Origin of the sequence: Salmonella sp. SA15303 (genome assembly GCF_029962125.1) — a bacterium.
GTDB lineage: Bacteria > Pseudomonadota > Gammaproteobacteria > Enterobacterales > Enterobacteriaceae > Salmonella > Salmonella enterica.
On sequence record NZ_CP123924.1, the window covers coordinates 3091445 to 3106982 of the forward strand.

Sequence of the window (15538 nt, forward strand, 5' to 3'; positions counted from 1 at the left end):
TAAAGTATCAGATGTAACTAATTTTACTTTCGAACGAAAGATGGTGAGGTTGATATGACAACTCCTTTTACCCACGAAACGCTACCCGCCGACCCAAAAGCGGCCATTCGTCAGATGAAGCAGGCGCTACGCGCGCAAATCGGCGACGTACAGGCGGTGTTCGACCGTTTGAGCGCCACCATAGCAGCCCGGGTGGCGGAAATTAACGATCTGAAGGCGCAGGGACAACCGGTATGGCCAATTATCCCTTTTAGCGAACTGGCGATGGGCAACATTAGCGATGCCACCCGCGCCGAGGTTAAGCGCCGCGGGTGCGCGGTGATTAAAGGTCATTTTCCACGCGAACAGGCGCTGGCATGGGACCAGTCGATGCTCGACTATCTGGACAAGAACCATTTTGACGAGGTGTATAAAGGACCGGGGGATAATTTTTTCGGTACGCTGAGCGCCTCCCGACCTGAAATCTATCCTGTCTACTGGTCGCAGGCGCAAATGCAGGCCCGCCAAAGTGAAGAGATGGCGCTGGCGCAGTCGTTCCTCAACCGTCTATGGCAGGTAGAGCGCGACGGCAAGCGATGGTTTAATCCGGATATCAGCATCATTTACCCGGATCGCATCCGTCGCCGCCCGCCGGGCACCACATCCAAAGGACTGGGAGCGCATACCGACTCCGGCGCGCTGGAGCGCTGGCTGCTACCAGCCTATCAGCAGGTATTCGCCAGCGTGTTTAACGGCAACGTCGAGCAGTACGATCCGTGGAATGCGGCGCACCGTACCGAAGTTGAAGAGTATACGGTGGATAATACCACCAAATGCTCGGTATTTCGCACCTTCCAGGGCTGGACCGCGCTCTCCGATATGCTGCCCGGCCAGGGGTTGCTTCATGTCGTCCCTATCCCGGAGGCGATGGCGTATATTCTGCTGCGCCCGCTGCTGGATGATGTCCCGGAAGATGAATTATGCGGCGTCGCGCCGGGCAGGGTGCTGCCGGTTTCTGAACAGTGGCATCCTTTACTGATGGCGGCGTTAACCAGCATTCCGCCGCTGGAAGCCGGGGATTCCGTGTGGTGGCATTGCGATGTCATCCACTCCGTCGCCCCCGTCGAAAATCAGCAGGGCTGGGGCAATGTGATGTACATTCCTGCCGCGCCAATGTGTGAGAAGAATCTGGCCTATGCGCGTAAGGTGAAAGCGGCGCTGGAGACAGGCGCATCACCGGGCGATTTCCCGCGCGAGGACTATGAAACCACCTGGGAAGGGCGTTTCACGCTGCGCGATCTGAATATTCACGGCAAGCGGGCATTAGGTATGGACGTTTGACGGTCGTACCGCCCTTCCCGCTCACCTGCGGTGTGCCCTTTGCCTGGGCGCACCCGTCTTACCGAACCTACGCGCCAGGATACGTAGGCCCGGTAAGCACAGCGCCACCGGGCGTCAGTGTTTAGCTTTCAATCCCTTTACTACGCAAATAATCGTCGTAGTTGCCGCTGAAGTCCACCACGCGCTCCGGCGTAATTTCAGGAACTGAAAAAGCGCGGCATTGAGTTCGTTGTCGCCAGCGGTAATCAGTATTACCAGCTTATTTCGTTCTTTCCTGAGCTAAAGGATGAGATCTCTTTTGTCGCGGAAAACGGCGCACTGGTTTACGAACATGGCAAGCAACTGTTCCACGGCGAACTGACCCGGCATGAATCGCGTATTGTGATTGGCGAGTTGCTGAAAGATAAGCAACTTAATTTTGTCGCCTGCGGTCTGCAAAGTGCATATGTCAGCGAAAATGCGCCAGAAGCATTCGTTACCCTGATGGCAAAACACTACCATCGCCTGAAACCTGTAAAAGATTATCAGGAGATTGATGACGTACAGTTCAAGTTTTCACTCAACCTACCGGATGAACAAATCCCGTTAGTGATCGACAAACTACACGTTACGCTCGATGGCATTATGAAGCCCGCCACAAGTGGTTTTGACTTTATCGATCTGATTATTCCCGGCCTGCATAAAGCAAACGGTATTTCGCGGTTACTGAAACGCTGGGATCTGTCGCCACAGAATGTCGTCGCCATTGGCGACAGCGGCAATGACGCAGAGATGCTTAAAATGGCGCGTTATTCCTTTGCGATGGACAATGCCGCAGAAAACATTAAATAAATCGCCCGTTACGCTACCGATAATAATAATCATGAAGGCGCACTGAATGTGATTCAGGCTGTGCTGGAAAATAAAGTGCCGTTTACACTTTAACGAGAGTCGGGGCAATTGCCCCGATTTCTCAATGAGCATTACACTCATCTTCTTCAATCAGTTCAACCACTAATGTGGTTCCAGGCCCCTGTAAGTAATATTCATCGTCAAGGGGATCGCGCAGTTTCATAAATGTCGTTTTACCGACTTGCATGGTATGCCCGGCAGCCATTTCTGCTCCACTTTCAAGCAGGTAACGCAGAACATTATTGAAAATATCAGAATATTTTTGCCCTTCGTGATGACCTTGTGCGTGTGCTGCGAAATCTGGTAGCCCAAAGCAATCAGCACCATAGGTACGCATCCATACGCCTTCGATATCCTCAACTTCATATTTCACAAATCCACAAAATAGAGAGGTCAGCGGGAAACCTTCACGCAATATTTCCAGACTATGCTTACCCAACTCCTGAGACTTAAATACCCCCGCAGGTAATGAAGTGTGAGCCGATTCATTTAATACAGCGACAGCCCCCATGCTACTTAATGCACCTGCAACCACAGCCAACGCAACATATTGCTCTAAAGGTGAAGTATCATACCCCTTATAATATAAAATAATATTTGCACTGGTTGCCCGTACTTGCTCTTTTACTTCCTGGGGATAATGAGCTGGCGCGACGCATTGTTCGATTGATTCCTGAGGGTAAGGCGTTTTAAATCCAACCATCGATATTACATGCTTACCCCATCCTGCTAAACCAAAAAAATCCAGTTCAGGGACAAGTTCACACGTTGCCTGTTTCATACTGGAATGATAATTACGCAACAAGCGGGTGAGTTCTTTTGAATTATTTTCCGGGAGAGTATCAAATACAACAACTAAACTTAGTGGGTTATCAATTTCAGCATTCGCTACTAAAACACCTTGTATATTAGATGAGTTTTTTTCTTTACGGCCAAAAAAGCGTTCCAAAATGCTCATATTTATTCCTTTTGTTGAACAATAAAGGAATATAAAATAGCACTTGAATTCTTATAAAGAAAATAACATTACAATATGTTTACCACAAAATATATTCGCAATTTTTATGATAGATCCTCTTCTTTCATTTAATTTTAAAATAGAATATTAAGAGCCTATCCCACCAGGCGTTATTGGCGCAGCCAGTTTGGACACGGACAGCGCGCAAAAACCGGAGCGTACACGTAGTACGTGAGGTTTGACTCGCTACGCTCGCCCTTCGGGCCGCCGCTAGCGGCGTTCAAAACGCTAACGCGTTTTGGCGAGCACTGCCCAGGTCCAAAATGGCAAGTAAAATAGCCCTAATGGGATAGGCTCTAAGAGTATATATAATTTTCACATTGCATTCGGAAAAAATAAAAATTACCTTGTTAACATTCTGTAACCCCGACGCTATCGGGGTTACAGACAATAACTTACTCGATCCCTTTACTACGCAAATAATCGTCGTAGTTGCCGCTGAAGTCCACCACGCGCTCCGGCGTAATTTCAATGACGCGGGTTGCCAGCGAGCTGACGAACTCACGGTCGTGCGAAACAAAGATCAGCGTGCCCTGATACAGCTCCAGCGCCATATTCAGCGATTCGATCGACTCCATATCCAGGTGGTTAGTCGGTTCGTCCATGATCAGGATATTCGGCTTTTGCATCATCAGTTTGCCGAACAGCATACGGCCCTTCTCGCCACCGGAGAGGACTTTCGCAGGCTTTTTGATATCATCCTGGCTAAATAACAGGCGGCCCAGAATACTGCGCACTGCCTGCTCGTCGTCGCCTTCCTGCTTCCACTGACTCATCCATTCAAACACCGTCAGGTCATTTTCGAATTCATATTCGTGGTCCTGCGCGTAGTAACCAATACGCGCGTTTTCCGACCATTTAACGGTGCCGTGATCGGCGTCCAGATCGCCAACCAGCGTCTTCAGCAGCGTAGATTTACCCACGCCATTGGTGCCGAGTACCGCCAGCTTCTCCCCGACTTCGAGCAGCAAATTGACATTTTTAAACAGCGGACCGTTATCAAAACCTTTCGTCAGCGCCTCCACTTCCAGAGCGTTACGGAACAGTTTTTTATCCTGCTCAAAACGGATGAACGGGTTCTGACGGCTGGAGGCTTTCACCTCTTCCAGCTTGATTTTATCAATCTGCCGCGCGCGCGACGTTGCCTGACGCGATTTAGAGGCATTGGCGCTAAAACGGCTAACAAAAGATTGCAGCTCGGCAATTTGCGCTTTTTTCTTCGCATTATCGGCCAACAGACGTTCACGCGCCTGGGTCGCCGCCGTCATATACTCATCATAGTTACCCGGATAGACGCGCAAGTCGCCGTAATCCAGATCCGCCATATGCGTACAAACCATGTTCAGGAAGTGACGGTCGTGCGAAATGATGATCATCGTGCTGTCGCGCTCGTTCAGCACCTGCTCCAGCCAACGGATAGTATCAATATCCAGGTTGTTGGTCGGTTCGTCGAGCAACAGAATGTCCGGATTAGAGAATAACGCCTGCGCCAGCAGCACACGTAATTTCCAGCCTGGCGCGACTTCACTCATCAGACCGTAATGCTGCTCCAGCGGGATGCCCACCCCCAACAGCAGTTCGCCCGCGCGCGCCTCAGCGGAATAACCGTCCATCTCGCCGTATTTTACTTCCAGATCGGCGACTTTATAGCCGTCTTCTTCGCTCATTTCCGGCAAGGCGTAGATACGGTCGCGCTCCTGCTTGACCTCCCACAGTTCGCCATGCCCCATAATGACAGTATCAAGTACGGTGAATGTTTCAAAAGCGAACTGGTCCTGACGCAGCTTACCGATGCGCTCATTCGGATCGAGGGAAACATTGCCCAGCGTCGGCTCCAGGTCGCCGCCGAGGATTTTCATAAAAGTGGACTTTCCGCTACCGTTGGCGCCGATCAGGCCGTAACGGTTGCCGCCGCCAAATTTGACGGAAATGTTTTCGAACAGCGGCTTACTGCCGAACTGCATGGTAACGTTGCTGGAAACTAACACAGGCTTATCCTGAAAAAAGATGTGACAAACCGCTTATTATGCCACAAGTCTGAAATAAGATCGCGCCCTGTACAAAGGGCTACACTGAACCGTAAGGGAAAAAAACGTGATTTCGTACACATCTGAATTCCCTGTTTACTGGAATGCACCTATAATGCGCTCCCAACATGACAGAATTCTCAACCTACTAGCCTGCTTGGCACAGAATCTCGCATAACATGAATATGAAATTAACAACGCTTTTCGCGGCGGCTTTCGCTGTAGTTGGTTTTTGTAAAACAGCCTCAGCAGTCACTTACCCGCTGCCTACCGATGGTAGCCGTTTAATTGGGCAAAATCAGGTCATCACCGTTCCTGAGGGCAATACCCAGCCGCTGGAGTATTTTGCCGCGGAGTATCAGATGGGGCTGTCCAACATGCTGGAAGCCAACCCGGGCGTGGATACCTTCCTGCCGAAGGGCGGTACCGTGCTGAATATTCCGCAGCAGCTGATCCTGCCGGATACCGTACACGAAGGCATTATCATCAATAGCGCGGAAATGCGCCTCTATTACTACCCGAAAGGCACAAACACCGTTATCGTCCTGCCGATTGGGATCGGTCAGTTAGGTAAAGACACGCCTATCAACTGGACGACCAAAGTTGAACGTAAAAAAGCCGGTCCGACCTGGACGCCTACGGCAAAAATGCACGCTGAATATCGCGCCGCCGGCGAGCCGCTGCCTGCGGTCGTGCCTGCGGGCCCGGATAACCCGATGGGCCTGTACGCGCTGTACATCGGTCGCCTGTATGCTATTCACGGCACCAACGCCAACTTCGGCATCGGGCTTCGCGTGAGCCACGGCTGCGTACGTCTGCGCAACGACGATATCAAATTCCTGTTTGAAAATGTGCCGGTCGGTACCCGCGTGCAGTTTATCGATGAACCGGTAAAAGCCACCACCGAGCCGGACGGTAGCCGTTACATTGAGGTGCATAACCCGCTGTCAACGACGGAAGCGCAGTTTGAAGGTAAGGAAGCGGTGCCGATCACGCTTAATAAGAGTATCCTGGCCGTCACCAACGAGCCTGACGTTGATCAGACCGTCGTACAACAGGCAGTTCAGGATCGTTCCGGGATGCCGGTTCGTCTGAACTGACAGACTCTGCCTGCGAAGCCCGATAGACACTATCGGGCTTCTCTTACGGCATCAGTTGCAATAATCCATATCCCACCAGCGCCGCCCATGCCAGCATCGGCAGCGAATAGAAATGAAATCGCCACCAGATTCGGCGATCGTTCGCCATCCGTAAAGCAATAAGATTTGCCAGCGACCCCGGCAGCAGACCAAACCCGCCGATATTCACCGCCCACGCCAGCAACGTCGAGGCTGGTACATAGTTCAGCAGGAGAATGGTACTGGGCACATTACTGATAACCTGCGACAGGCCGATAGCGGTTAGCCAAAGCCTCAGGTGAGACAGTGCGCCAACCTGGTTGAAAACGCCCTGCAACGCCGGCAATTGCGTTAGCAGATGGACATCAATAAACATCGCCATAAATACCAGCAGCAGCGTCCAGTCCACGCTGACTATCACCCTGCGCGCCAGCACAATAAACCCAGCCGCCACCAACACCAGTCCCCATAACTCTTGCCTGAGCTCCAGCGCGGTAAGAAAAACGACATATAATGCCAGGCAACTCCACACCAGACGGGGCTGCCACTGCGGCGAACGCGTACCGGTATGATACTGTAACGCCCTACCCGGAAAACAAAACCAGCACAGGAGCAGTAACGTCAGCATCATCATGACGGCAAGCGGCGCCATTTGCCCGCTAAATTCAGCAAAGGTTAAGCCGGAGCGTCCCCACAACAGAATATTTTGCGGATTACCGATAGGCGTCAGCAGCGAACCGGCGTTCACCGCCAACGCTTCAAAAATAATCAATCGGTTGACCGGAATCGCGCACAGTTTTTTTAACGTTATCGTCAGCGGCACAACGATAAACAGCGCGACATCGTTTGTCAGAAAGGTCGACAGCGCCGCCGCAGCCAGCACCAGGAACATCGCCAGTTGCCGCTCGGTATGAAATCGGCGCGTCATCTTGCGTCCCAGCACATCAAAATAGCCGCTCAGCTCAACGCCTTTAGTGAGCAACATTAACCCACTGAGGGTAATAATGGTGTGCCAGTCAATCGCGCCAGGCCAGGCGCGGGGCGCAAAAGGAACAAACAGGCTTAACGCCATCCCCACAATGATCAACAACTGAAAAAAACGGTCACGCCGCAGCGCCCGTAAAAAGGCCAGACTCATTCTGCAGATGTTCCATGCTGTTGCGTGAAGGCCAAAAAGGCATCCAATGTCTCCTGGCTGACATGGTGTTCCATCCCTTCCGCATCACGACGCGCGATCTCCGGACTTACGCCTAACACCAGTAAAAAATTTTCGACAATTTGGTGCCGCTCGCGGCTTTCCTGCGCCAGCTTCTCCCCTTCCGGCGTCAGAAAAACGCCGCGCCAGGGGATCATTTGAATAAATCCTAACGATGCCAGGCGCTTAAGCATTTTGGCCACAGTCGGCTGGGAGACGCCGAGCCGCGCCGCCATATCCACCTGACGCGCTTCCCCTACCTCAATAATTAAATCGGAAATCAGCTCAACGTAGTCGTCTATCAACTCACGGCGATGCGCCTCTCTGACCTGACGAAATCCTTCAACGTGTTCTTCTACGTTCACCAATTGCGTCACTTTTTTTGTTGTTGGCGTACCTGCGCGACGACCCATTTTGCTTCCTCGTTTCTGTGACGCGTTAACGCGTCAGCTGACAGAGCGCTCATTGTAAACCAGAGTTGTCCGGGCACAAAAAATTAACGTTTTAGCAATAGCTATAAAACATAGCCTGTGCTATATCTGTATGTAATGCAGACATCCCTCACGGATCGATGGGATAGAAACATCAGGAGGTTTATATGAACGAATTTAAGAGGTGTATACGCGTGTTCAGTCACTCTCCCTTTAAAGTCCGGTTAATGCTGCTCTCTATGTTGTGCGATATGATCAACGGCAAACCGGAGCAGGATAACCCTTCCACGAAATAACGCGGCGGTGCGGTACGCCGCTTTATTTTGCATCCTCAACGGAAATGGCGCCCATTTCCCCTGTTTTTTTGTGGTTTTGCTATTCTCTTCGCAAAACATTTTCTTTCCGGCGGTTGACCTTCTTACCCGCACGCTCTATCTTCTGGCAGCCCTGAATATTTTGCGACTCGCCGTTGCGAACCCAATACCTTTTTTACGCATAATCAGGCAGGTAATGACCCTTCGCGCCAGGGTTAGCACATGGCGTTTTTGCAATAGTGGCATATGAATTCAACCCTTATCGATTCACTTCTCGCCCGTCGTCGGGCTGTAAGCCCGTGGGCGGGCCTCTACTTTTTACAGTCGCTGCTGATTAACCTCGCGCTCGGCTACCCCTTTAGCCTGCTTTATACCGCGGCGTTTACCTGCCTGTTGCTGTTGCTCTGGCGCTACCTGCCCCGCGGACAAAAAGCGCTGCTCGGCATCTGTTCGCTGGTAGCCGCTTGCTATTTTCCCTTTGGCCAGGCTTACGGCGCGCCGAACTTTAATACGCTGCTGGCGCTGCACTCCACCAATATGGAAGAGTCGAGCGAAATCCTGACCATCTTCCCGTGGTATAGCTACCTGACCGGACTTTTTATTTTTGCGCTGGGTATTATTGCGCTTCGCCGCCGAAAAGAAGAGGTCAGGCCGCGCTGGAATAGCCTCGACAGCCTGTGCCTGCTGATCAGCGTCGCGGCATTTTTCGTCGCGCCGGTACAAAATCTGGCCTGGGGCGGCGTTTTTAAGGTTATTGATACCGGCTATCCGGTTTTTCGCTTCGCCAAAGACGTTATCGTCAATAACAACGAAGTCATTGAAGAGCAGCACCGTATGGCGCAGCTATCCGGCATAAAAGATAGCTGGACGGTTACTGCGGTGAAACCCAGATATCACATCTATGTCGTGGTGATTGGTGAAAGCGCGCGACGGGATGCCATGGGCGCTTTCGGCGGCCACTGGGATAATACCCCCTTCGCCAGCCATGTGAATGGCGACTTCTTTATGGATTACATCGCCGCCAGCGGCTCAACGCAAAAATCGCTCGGTTTAACGCTCAATCGCGTGGTGGATAACAAACCGCAGTATCAGGATAATTTCGTCACGCTGGCTAACCGCGCCGGTTTTCAGACATGGTGGTTTTCCAATCAGGGGCAAATCGGCGAATACGACACGGCCATCGCCAGTATCGCCAAACGCGCCGATGAAGCGCATTTCCTGAAAAACGGCGATTTTGAAGCGGATAAAAATACTCGCGACGAAGCGCTGTTAACCATGACGGCGCAGGTATTGGCGACAGAACGCACGCAACCGCAGTTGATTGTGTTGCATTTAATGGGGTCGCATCCCCAGGCCTGCGACCGTACTCAGGGAAAATACGCGACGTTTGTCCAGTCGAAAGAGACGTCTTGTTATTTATACACCATGACGCAAACCGACGATTTGCTCCGTCAGCTCTATACTCAGCTTCGTCATAGCGGCGACAGTTTTTCGCTCGTCTATTTCTCCGATCACGGGCTGGCGTTTAAAGAACGCGGCAAAGCGGTACAGTACCTGGCGCATGACGACAAATTCCAGCAAAACTTCCAGGTGCCGTTTATGGTGCTATCCAGCGACAGTAAAGCGCATCGGATCATTAAAGCTCGCCGTTCCGCGAACGATTTCCTGAGTTTTTTCTCGCAATGGACAGGAATTAGCGCTAAAGAGATCAAAAATCGCTATCGATTTATTTCGGAACAGAAAGCCGGGCCCGTTTATATCACCAATTTCAAATTACAGAAAGTGGACTATAACCATCTGGGCAGCGATATTTTTTCACTAAAATAATGCACGTTTCAGGCAAAAAAAATCCGCCCCGAAAGGCGGATTTTTCATTTTCACCGACGTGATTAGAAGCGGTAACCTACGCCAGCAATCCAGGTGCCAACGTCAACGCTACGAATACGGCTCTGCTCGTAAGAGAAGTCCAGAGCAACATTTTCCATCGGGTTGAATTGCAGACCAGCGCCATAGGAGAAGCCATAATCGCTGGTGTCATGTTTGTAGGTTGGGTAATCGGTCGTCTGGAATTTACCGTAACCCACACCGACTACACCGTAGATGCTCGCCCAATCGTTCAGACGGTAAGCCGGGCCGGCAGTGATGCCGTAGTACTGACCTTTGTTGTAATCGCCCGCACCGTTAGTACGATCTTTTTCGGTGTAGGTGAAGGAACCGATTACGCCCAGCGGGTTGTCGTCCTGCTCGTAACGATACTTCAGGTTGAAACCGCTCATTTTATTCGCTACGCCCTGCGCGTCGCTCTGAGCGTAACCACCGGTAACGGTAGAAGTAGCAGCTACTGCAGTACCTGCGGAAAAAGCCAGAACAGCGGCCAGTGCTGAAAGACATGCAATTTTTTTCATAACCACCTCAAATGTGCTTCAAGTAAGTCCTAAGTTTTAAATATATCAAAAATTAATGGGAAACTCTTTGCGATTCACGGTGTCTAAGGGCGCCTTTCATGTAACAGAACGTTTCCATATCGCGCTATCTTATTCAATTAACATCACTTTTCCGGCTGATTGCACCAATAATGCGCGTGCGGCGCGATACATTCATCCAGATTATTCCTAAACTAACAGTCTATTTATCCATCAATTTAAGTTCATTTTATGGAATCCTGGAAATTTTTTTTCAACGAATCCTCAACCGCCGCGGGGAATTTCCATTACACTGCCACCTTTACTCGTACTGACATTTTTTGACAGGAGAAAGGATGCCGGGGTCAACACGTAAACTACCAGTCTGGTTGCCCATTTTGGTTTTGCTCATTGCCATGTCCTCTATTCAGAGTGGCGCTTCACTGGCGAAATCGTTATTTCCTCTTGTCGGCGCGCCGGGCGTAACGGCGCTTCGTCTGGCGTTGGGAACGCTTATCCTTATCGCCTTTTTCAAACCCTGGCGTTTGCGTTTTGCCAAAGAGCAGCGGCTGCCTTTATTGTTTTATGGTCTGTCGCTGGGCGGGATGAACTATCTATTCTATCTGTCGATTCAGACGGTGCCGTTGGGTATTGCGGTCGCGCTGGAATTTACTGGTCCTCTGGCGGTCGCGCTGTTTTCATCCCGGCGGCCGGTAGATTTTATTTGGGTCGTACTGGCTGTGCTTGGGCTCTGGTTCCTGCTGCCATTAGGACAAGATATGTCTCACGTCGATCTTACCGGGGCCGCGTTGGCGCTCGGCGCTGGCGCCTGTTGGGCTGTCTATATTCTTACCGGCCAGCGAGCAGGCGCGGAACATGGTCCGGCCACGGTGGCGGTAGGCTCGCTGATTGCCGCCATCATTTTCGTGCCGATTGGCGCAGTTCAGGCTGGCGACGCGCTATGGCACTGGTCGATTCTTCCCTTAGGGTTAGCGGTCGCTGTGCTTTCTACGGCGCTGCCTTATTCACTGGAAATGATTGCGCTGACGCGCCTGCCAACCCGCACCTTCGGTACGCTGATGAGCATGGAACCCGCGCTGGCCGCCGTTTCCGGGATGATTTTTCTGGGCGAAACGCTTACGGGCATACAAATCCTGGCCCTGTGCGCCATCATTGCCGCCTCAATGGGTTCTACCCTAACGATTCGACGCGAACCGCAAATTAAACAAGTTGACGTAAAATAGTTTCTTATTCTGCATGATGTGCATAATCATGCAGAATATCACCTCGTTATTCACCTTTTATTATTGCGCTATTACTTCGTCATTTTTTGTCATATTTTTCTCATTTTTTACATTAAAATGAGAATTATTACCCACCAAACAGCAAACTCGTATAACCAATTGATTTTTAATCAAAATAAATATTAAATCTTGTCTGTACTATTAAAGTGATAGGTAAATTCAAAAAAGCAAAGTTAAAAACCGGTGCTATACTTATTTTCGTTAATTACCTGGGACACAAACATCAAGAGGATATGAGATTATGAGTACCGCTAAACTGGTAAAAACAAAAGCGTCTAATCTGCTTTATACCCGTAACGATGTATCAGAGAGCGATAAAAAAGCGACGGTTGAGTTGCTTAATCGTCAGGTGATCCAGTTCATTGACCTGTCGCTGATCACGAAACAGGCCCACTGGAACATGCGCGGTGCTAACTTTATTGCCGTTCATGAGATGCTGGATGGCTTCCGTACCGCACTGACCGATCATCTGGATACTATGGCCGAGCGTGCCGTACAGCTTGGCGGTGTGGCGTTAGGCACCACGCAAGTTATCAACAGCAAAACTCCACTGAAAAGCTATCCGCTCGACATCCATAACGTGCAGGATCACTTAAAAGAACTGGCCGATCGCTACGCTGTTGTCGCTAATGATGTTCGCAAAGCTATTGGTGAAGCCAAAGATGAAGACACTGCCGATATCTTTACCGCCGCATCACGCGACCTCGATAAATTCCTGTGGTTTATCGAATCCAACATCGAATAAATCTATCTCTACCCTGAATACTTCGAGTTGCAGGAAGGTACAAACGCAGCGAATCCGCAGGAGCCTGACTTCCGTCGGTCACTGAAGCGAACGCACCTGCAACTTGATGTACACAGGTATATAAGTCATCCCTATACCCCTGCCTGGCACAGGGGTTTTGCACTTAAATAGTGCACACGTCTTGTACTCCCCTCCGATAAAAGTGAATTATTTGTAATAATTACATCACACAATCGTTAATTAAAGATTGTTTTAACAACAATTTTTACGCTAAATAGACCCTGTATCTCTACTTTGTTATTCATGCACTAAATCAGTGCCCCAAAACGGTGCGGCATACTGGTTTTGCCCGACTTATTGTGCACAGGAATGATTGACGCTTCTGTTAAAACAATGAGTTACATAATTGGCATGATTTTTTCATTACGCTACATGTTCTCGCAGGGGATCGCCCCGTGGATAGAAAAGGAAATGCTATGAAGTCTCTATTAAAAGTTTCACTGGCTGCACTTACCCTGGCTTTTGCGGTGTCTTCGCACGCTGCGGATAAGAAACTCGTGGTGGCAACCGATACGGCGTTCGTTCCGTTTGAATTTAAACAGGGCGACAAATACGTCGGTTTTGATGTTGATCTGTGGGACGCTATCGCGAAAGAACTGAAGCTGGACTACACCCTGAAACCGATGGATTTCAGCGGCATTATTCCGGCATTACAAACCAAAAATATCGATCTGGCGCTGGCGGGTATTACGATTACGGACGAGCGTAAAAAAGCGATCGACTTTTCCGATGGCTATTACAAAAGCGGTCTGCTCGTGATGGTGAAAGCCAACAATAACGATATTAAAAGCGTTAAAGACCTCGATGGCAAAGTCGTTGCCGTGAAGAGCGGAACCGGGTCGGTGGATTACGCGAAAGCGAATATCAAAACCAAAGACCTGCGTCAGTTCCCGAACATTGATAACGCGTACATGGAATTAGGCACCAACCGCGCAGACGCCGTTCTGCACGATACGCCGAACATCCTGTACTTTATCAAAACCGCAGGCAACGGCCAGTTCAAGGCGGTAGGTGAATCGCTGGAAGCACAGCAATACGGAGTTGCCTTCCCGAAAGGCAGCGATGAACTGCGCGAGAAAGTCAACGGCGCGCTGAAAACGCTGCGTGAGAATGGCACCTATAACGAAATCTACAAAAAATGGTTCGGTACAGAACCTAAATAAAACGACCTGATGTTGGCTTGTGGCCCGGTAGTGAGGACGCTCACCGGGCCTACAGCTCTTTCCGTGACGGATAAGACACTTTCCGCCATTTCCGCGCCGGATAGAGCATTTGACTATTTACACCACGGTAACAGGAACGACATATGCAGTTTGACTGGAGCGCCATCTGGCCCGCCATTCCGCTTTTGCTTGAGGGCGCTAAAATGACCCTGTGGATCTCGGTCCTCGGTCTGGCTGGCGGCCTGGTTATTGGACTGGCGGCAGGTTTTGCCCGTACGTTTGGCGGCTGGTTCGCTAACCACATCGCCCTGGTTTTCATTGAAATTATTCGCGGCACGCCCATCGTTGTCCAGGTCATGTTTATCTACTTTGCCCTGCCGATGGCATTTAATGATTTGCGTATTGATCCGTTCAGCGCAGCGGTCGTGACAATTATGATTAACTCCGGCGCTTATATCGCGGAAATTACTCGCGGCGCAGTACTATCCATTCACAAAGGTTTTCGCGAAGCGGGTCTGGCGCTGGGCCTTTCTCGCCGGGAAACCATCCGCCATGTTATTTTACCGCTTGCTCTGCGCCGTATGCTGCCGCCGCTGGGCAACCAGTGGATCATTAGCATCAAAGACACCTCGTTGTTTATTGTTATCGGCGTAGCCGAGCTGACCCGTCAGGGCCAGGAAATTATTGCCGGTAACTTTCGCGCCCTGGAAATCTGGAGCGCCGTGGCCGTCTTCTATTTGATCATTACGCTGGTGCTGAGCTTTATTTTGCGTCGTCTTGAAAGAAGGATGAAAATCCTGTGATTGAATTTAAAAACGTCTCCAAGCACTTTGGCCCCACCCAAGTGCTACATAACATTGATTTAAACATCCGTCAGGGCGAAGTGGTTGTGATTATCGGCCCTTCCGGTTCGGGTAAATCCACGTTATTACGCTGTATCAATAAACTGGAAGAGATCACCTCCGGCGATCTGATTGTCGATGGTCTGAAAGTCAACGATCCTAAAGTAGACGAACGGCTGATTCGCCAGGAAGCCGGCATGGTGTTTCAACAGTTTTATCTGTTCCCGCATCTGACCGCGCTCGAAAACGTGATGTTCGGTCCTCTGCGCGTGCGCGGCGTAAAGAAAGAAGAAGCGGAAAAACAGGCGAAAGCACTATTAGCGAAAGTTGGACTGGCGGAACGGGCGCACCACTACCCCTCCGAGCTTTCCGGCGGTCAACAACAGCGCGTCGCCATTGCCCGAGCGCTGGCAGTGAAGCCGAAAATGATGCTCTTTGACGAGCCAACCTCCGCTCTGGACCCTGAACTGCGCCATGAAGTGCTGAAAGTCATGCAGGATCTGGCGGAAGAAGGCATGACCATGGTCATTGTCACTCACGAAATCGGCTTTGCCGAAAAAGTCGCCTCACGGCTGATTTTTATCGATAAAGGCCGTATTGCCGAAGATGGCAGTCCGCAGGCGTTGATCGAAAACCCGCCAAGCCCACGTTTACAGGAATTTTTACAGCACGTCTCCTGAGATATCGCCCTTCCTGCCCTGCGGCAGG

General features: G+C 50.6%; 14 protein-coding genes and 2 pseudogenes. 10 read left to right on the top strand and 6 right to left on the bottom strand.

Going from position 1 to position 15538, the window contains the following annotated elements:
- The first annotated feature begins 54 nt into the window (after window positions 1–54).
- Window positions 55–1320 (top strand): DUF1479 domain-containing protein, encoded by a 1266-nt coding sequence (locus QEN31_RS15250; RefSeq protein ID WP_000210961.1) that lies wholly within the window; start codon window positions 55–57, stop codon window positions 1318–1320.
- A 121-nt stretch (window positions 1321–1441) separates the two neighbouring features.
- Here QEN31_RS15250 and QEN31_RS25440 read toward each other — a convergent pair.
- Window positions 1442–1525, bottom strand: a pseudogene (locus QEN31_RS25440) (hypothetical protein); the annotation flags it as partial.
- On the opposite strand from QEN31_RS25440, the pseudogene QEN31_RS15255 reads away from it, so the two are divergent.
- A pseudogene (locus QEN31_RS15255) lies at window positions 1516–2244 on the top strand (Cof-type HAD-IIB family hydrolase); the annotation flags it as partial. The pseudogenes QEN31_RS25440 and QEN31_RS15255 sit on opposite strands and share 10 nt — an antisense overlap.
- Window positions 2245–2272: 28 nt before the next feature.
- On the opposite strand, the gene QEN31_RS15260 reads toward QEN31_RS15255, so the two are convergent.
- Window positions 2273–3016 (bottom strand): DUF4261 domain-containing protein, encoded by a 744-nt coding sequence (locus tag QEN31_RS15260; RefSeq protein WP_024137505.1) that lies wholly within the window; start codon window positions 3014–3016, stop codon window positions 2273–2275.
- Between the two features lie 608 nt (window positions 3017–3624).
- Window positions 3625–5217, bottom strand: coding sequence for an ABC-F family ATPase (locus tag QEN31_RS15265; protein WP_000961479.1), 1593 nt, complete (start codon window positions 5215–5217; stop codon window positions 3625–3627).
- 218 nt (window positions 5218–5435) lie between these two features.
- On the opposite strand from QEN31_RS15265, the gene ldtB reads away from it, so the two are divergent.
- Entirely contained in the window at window positions 5436–6356 is a 921-nt protein-coding gene (gene ldtB / locus QEN31_RS15270) for a L,D-transpeptidase (protein ID WP_001056404.1), read from the top strand.
- A 43-nt stretch (window positions 6357–6399) separates the two neighbouring features.
- On the opposite strand, the gene QEN31_RS15275 is transcribed toward ldtB, so the two are convergent.
- Window positions 6400–7512, bottom strand: a complete 1113-nt coding sequence (locus QEN31_RS15275; RefSeq protein WP_000050087.1) for an anion transporter — start codon at window positions 7510–7512, stop codon at window positions 6400–6402.
- Window positions 7509–7982 carry a manganese-binding transcriptional regulator MntR gene (gene mntR, locus QEN31_RS15280; protein WP_000533542.1) on the bottom strand — a complete coding sequence of 158 codons (474 nt, stop codon included), beginning with the start codon at window positions 7980–7982 and terminating at the stop codon, window positions 7509–7511. Before mntR ends, QEN31_RS15275 begins: the two co-directional genes overlap by 4 nt.
- A gap of 185 nt (window positions 7983–8167) precedes the next feature.
- Here mntR and mntS point away from each other — a divergent pair, with 185 nt between their 5' ends.
- Window positions 8168–8296 (top strand): manganase accumulation protein MntS, encoded by a 129-nt coding sequence (mntS, locus tag QEN31_RS15285; RefSeq protein ID WP_001001755.1) that lies wholly within the window; start codon window positions 8168–8170, stop codon window positions 8294–8296.
- Between the two features lie 264 nt (window positions 8297–8560).
- Window positions 8561–10141, top strand: coding sequence for a phosphoethanolamine transferase (locus QEN31_RS15290; RefSeq protein WP_001089329.1), 1581 nt, complete (start codon window positions 8561–8563; stop codon window positions 10139–10141).
- A 62-nt stretch (window positions 10142–10203) separates the two neighbouring features.
- Here the strand turns inward: QEN31_RS15290 and ompX are convergent, their stop codons facing one another.
- Window positions 10204–10719, bottom strand: coding sequence for an outer membrane protein OmpX (gene ompX / locus QEN31_RS15295; protein WP_000716763.1), 516 nt, complete (start codon window positions 10717–10719; stop codon window positions 10204–10206).
- Window positions 10720–11072: 353 nt separating this feature from the next.
- On the opposite strand from ompX, the gene rhtA reads away from it, so the two are divergent.
- The 5 genes from rhtA to glnQ all read left to right on the top strand — a co-directional run bounded on the left by rhtA (window position 11073) and on the right by glnQ (window position 15510).
- A complete protein-coding gene (gene rhtA, locus QEN31_RS15300) occupies window positions 11073–11960 on the top strand; it encodes a threonine/homoserine exporter RhtA (protein WP_001119554.1) in 888 nt (295 codons plus the stop codon).
- Between the two features lie 301 nt (window positions 11961–12261).
- The gene (dps, locus tag QEN31_RS15305) at window positions 12262–12765 is read left to right on the top strand and encodes a DNA starvation/stationary phase protection protein Dps (protein WP_000100805.1); all 504 of its coding nucleotides are present in this window, start codon (window positions 12262–12264) and stop codon (window positions 12763–12765) included.
- A gap of 476 nt (window positions 12766–13241) precedes the next feature.
- Entirely contained in the window at window positions 13242–13988 is a 747-nt protein-coding gene (glnH, locus tag QEN31_RS15310; protein ID WP_000838671.1) for a glutamine ABC transporter substrate-binding protein GlnH, read from the top strand.
- A 143-nt stretch (window positions 13989–14131) separates the two neighbouring features.
- Window positions 14132–14791, top strand: a complete 660-nt coding sequence (gene glnP, locus QEN31_RS15315; RefSeq protein ID WP_001159076.1) for a glutamine ABC transporter permease GlnP — start codon at window positions 14132–14134, stop codon at window positions 14789–14791.
- Complete coding sequence (glnQ, locus tag QEN31_RS15320; protein WP_000569093.1) at window positions 14788–15510, top strand: glutamine ABC transporter ATP-binding protein GlnQ; 723 nt, start codon at window positions 14788–14790, stop codon at window positions 15508–15510. Before glnP ends, glnQ begins: the two co-directional genes overlap by 4 nt.
- Window positions 15511–15538: the final 28 nt, after the last annotated feature.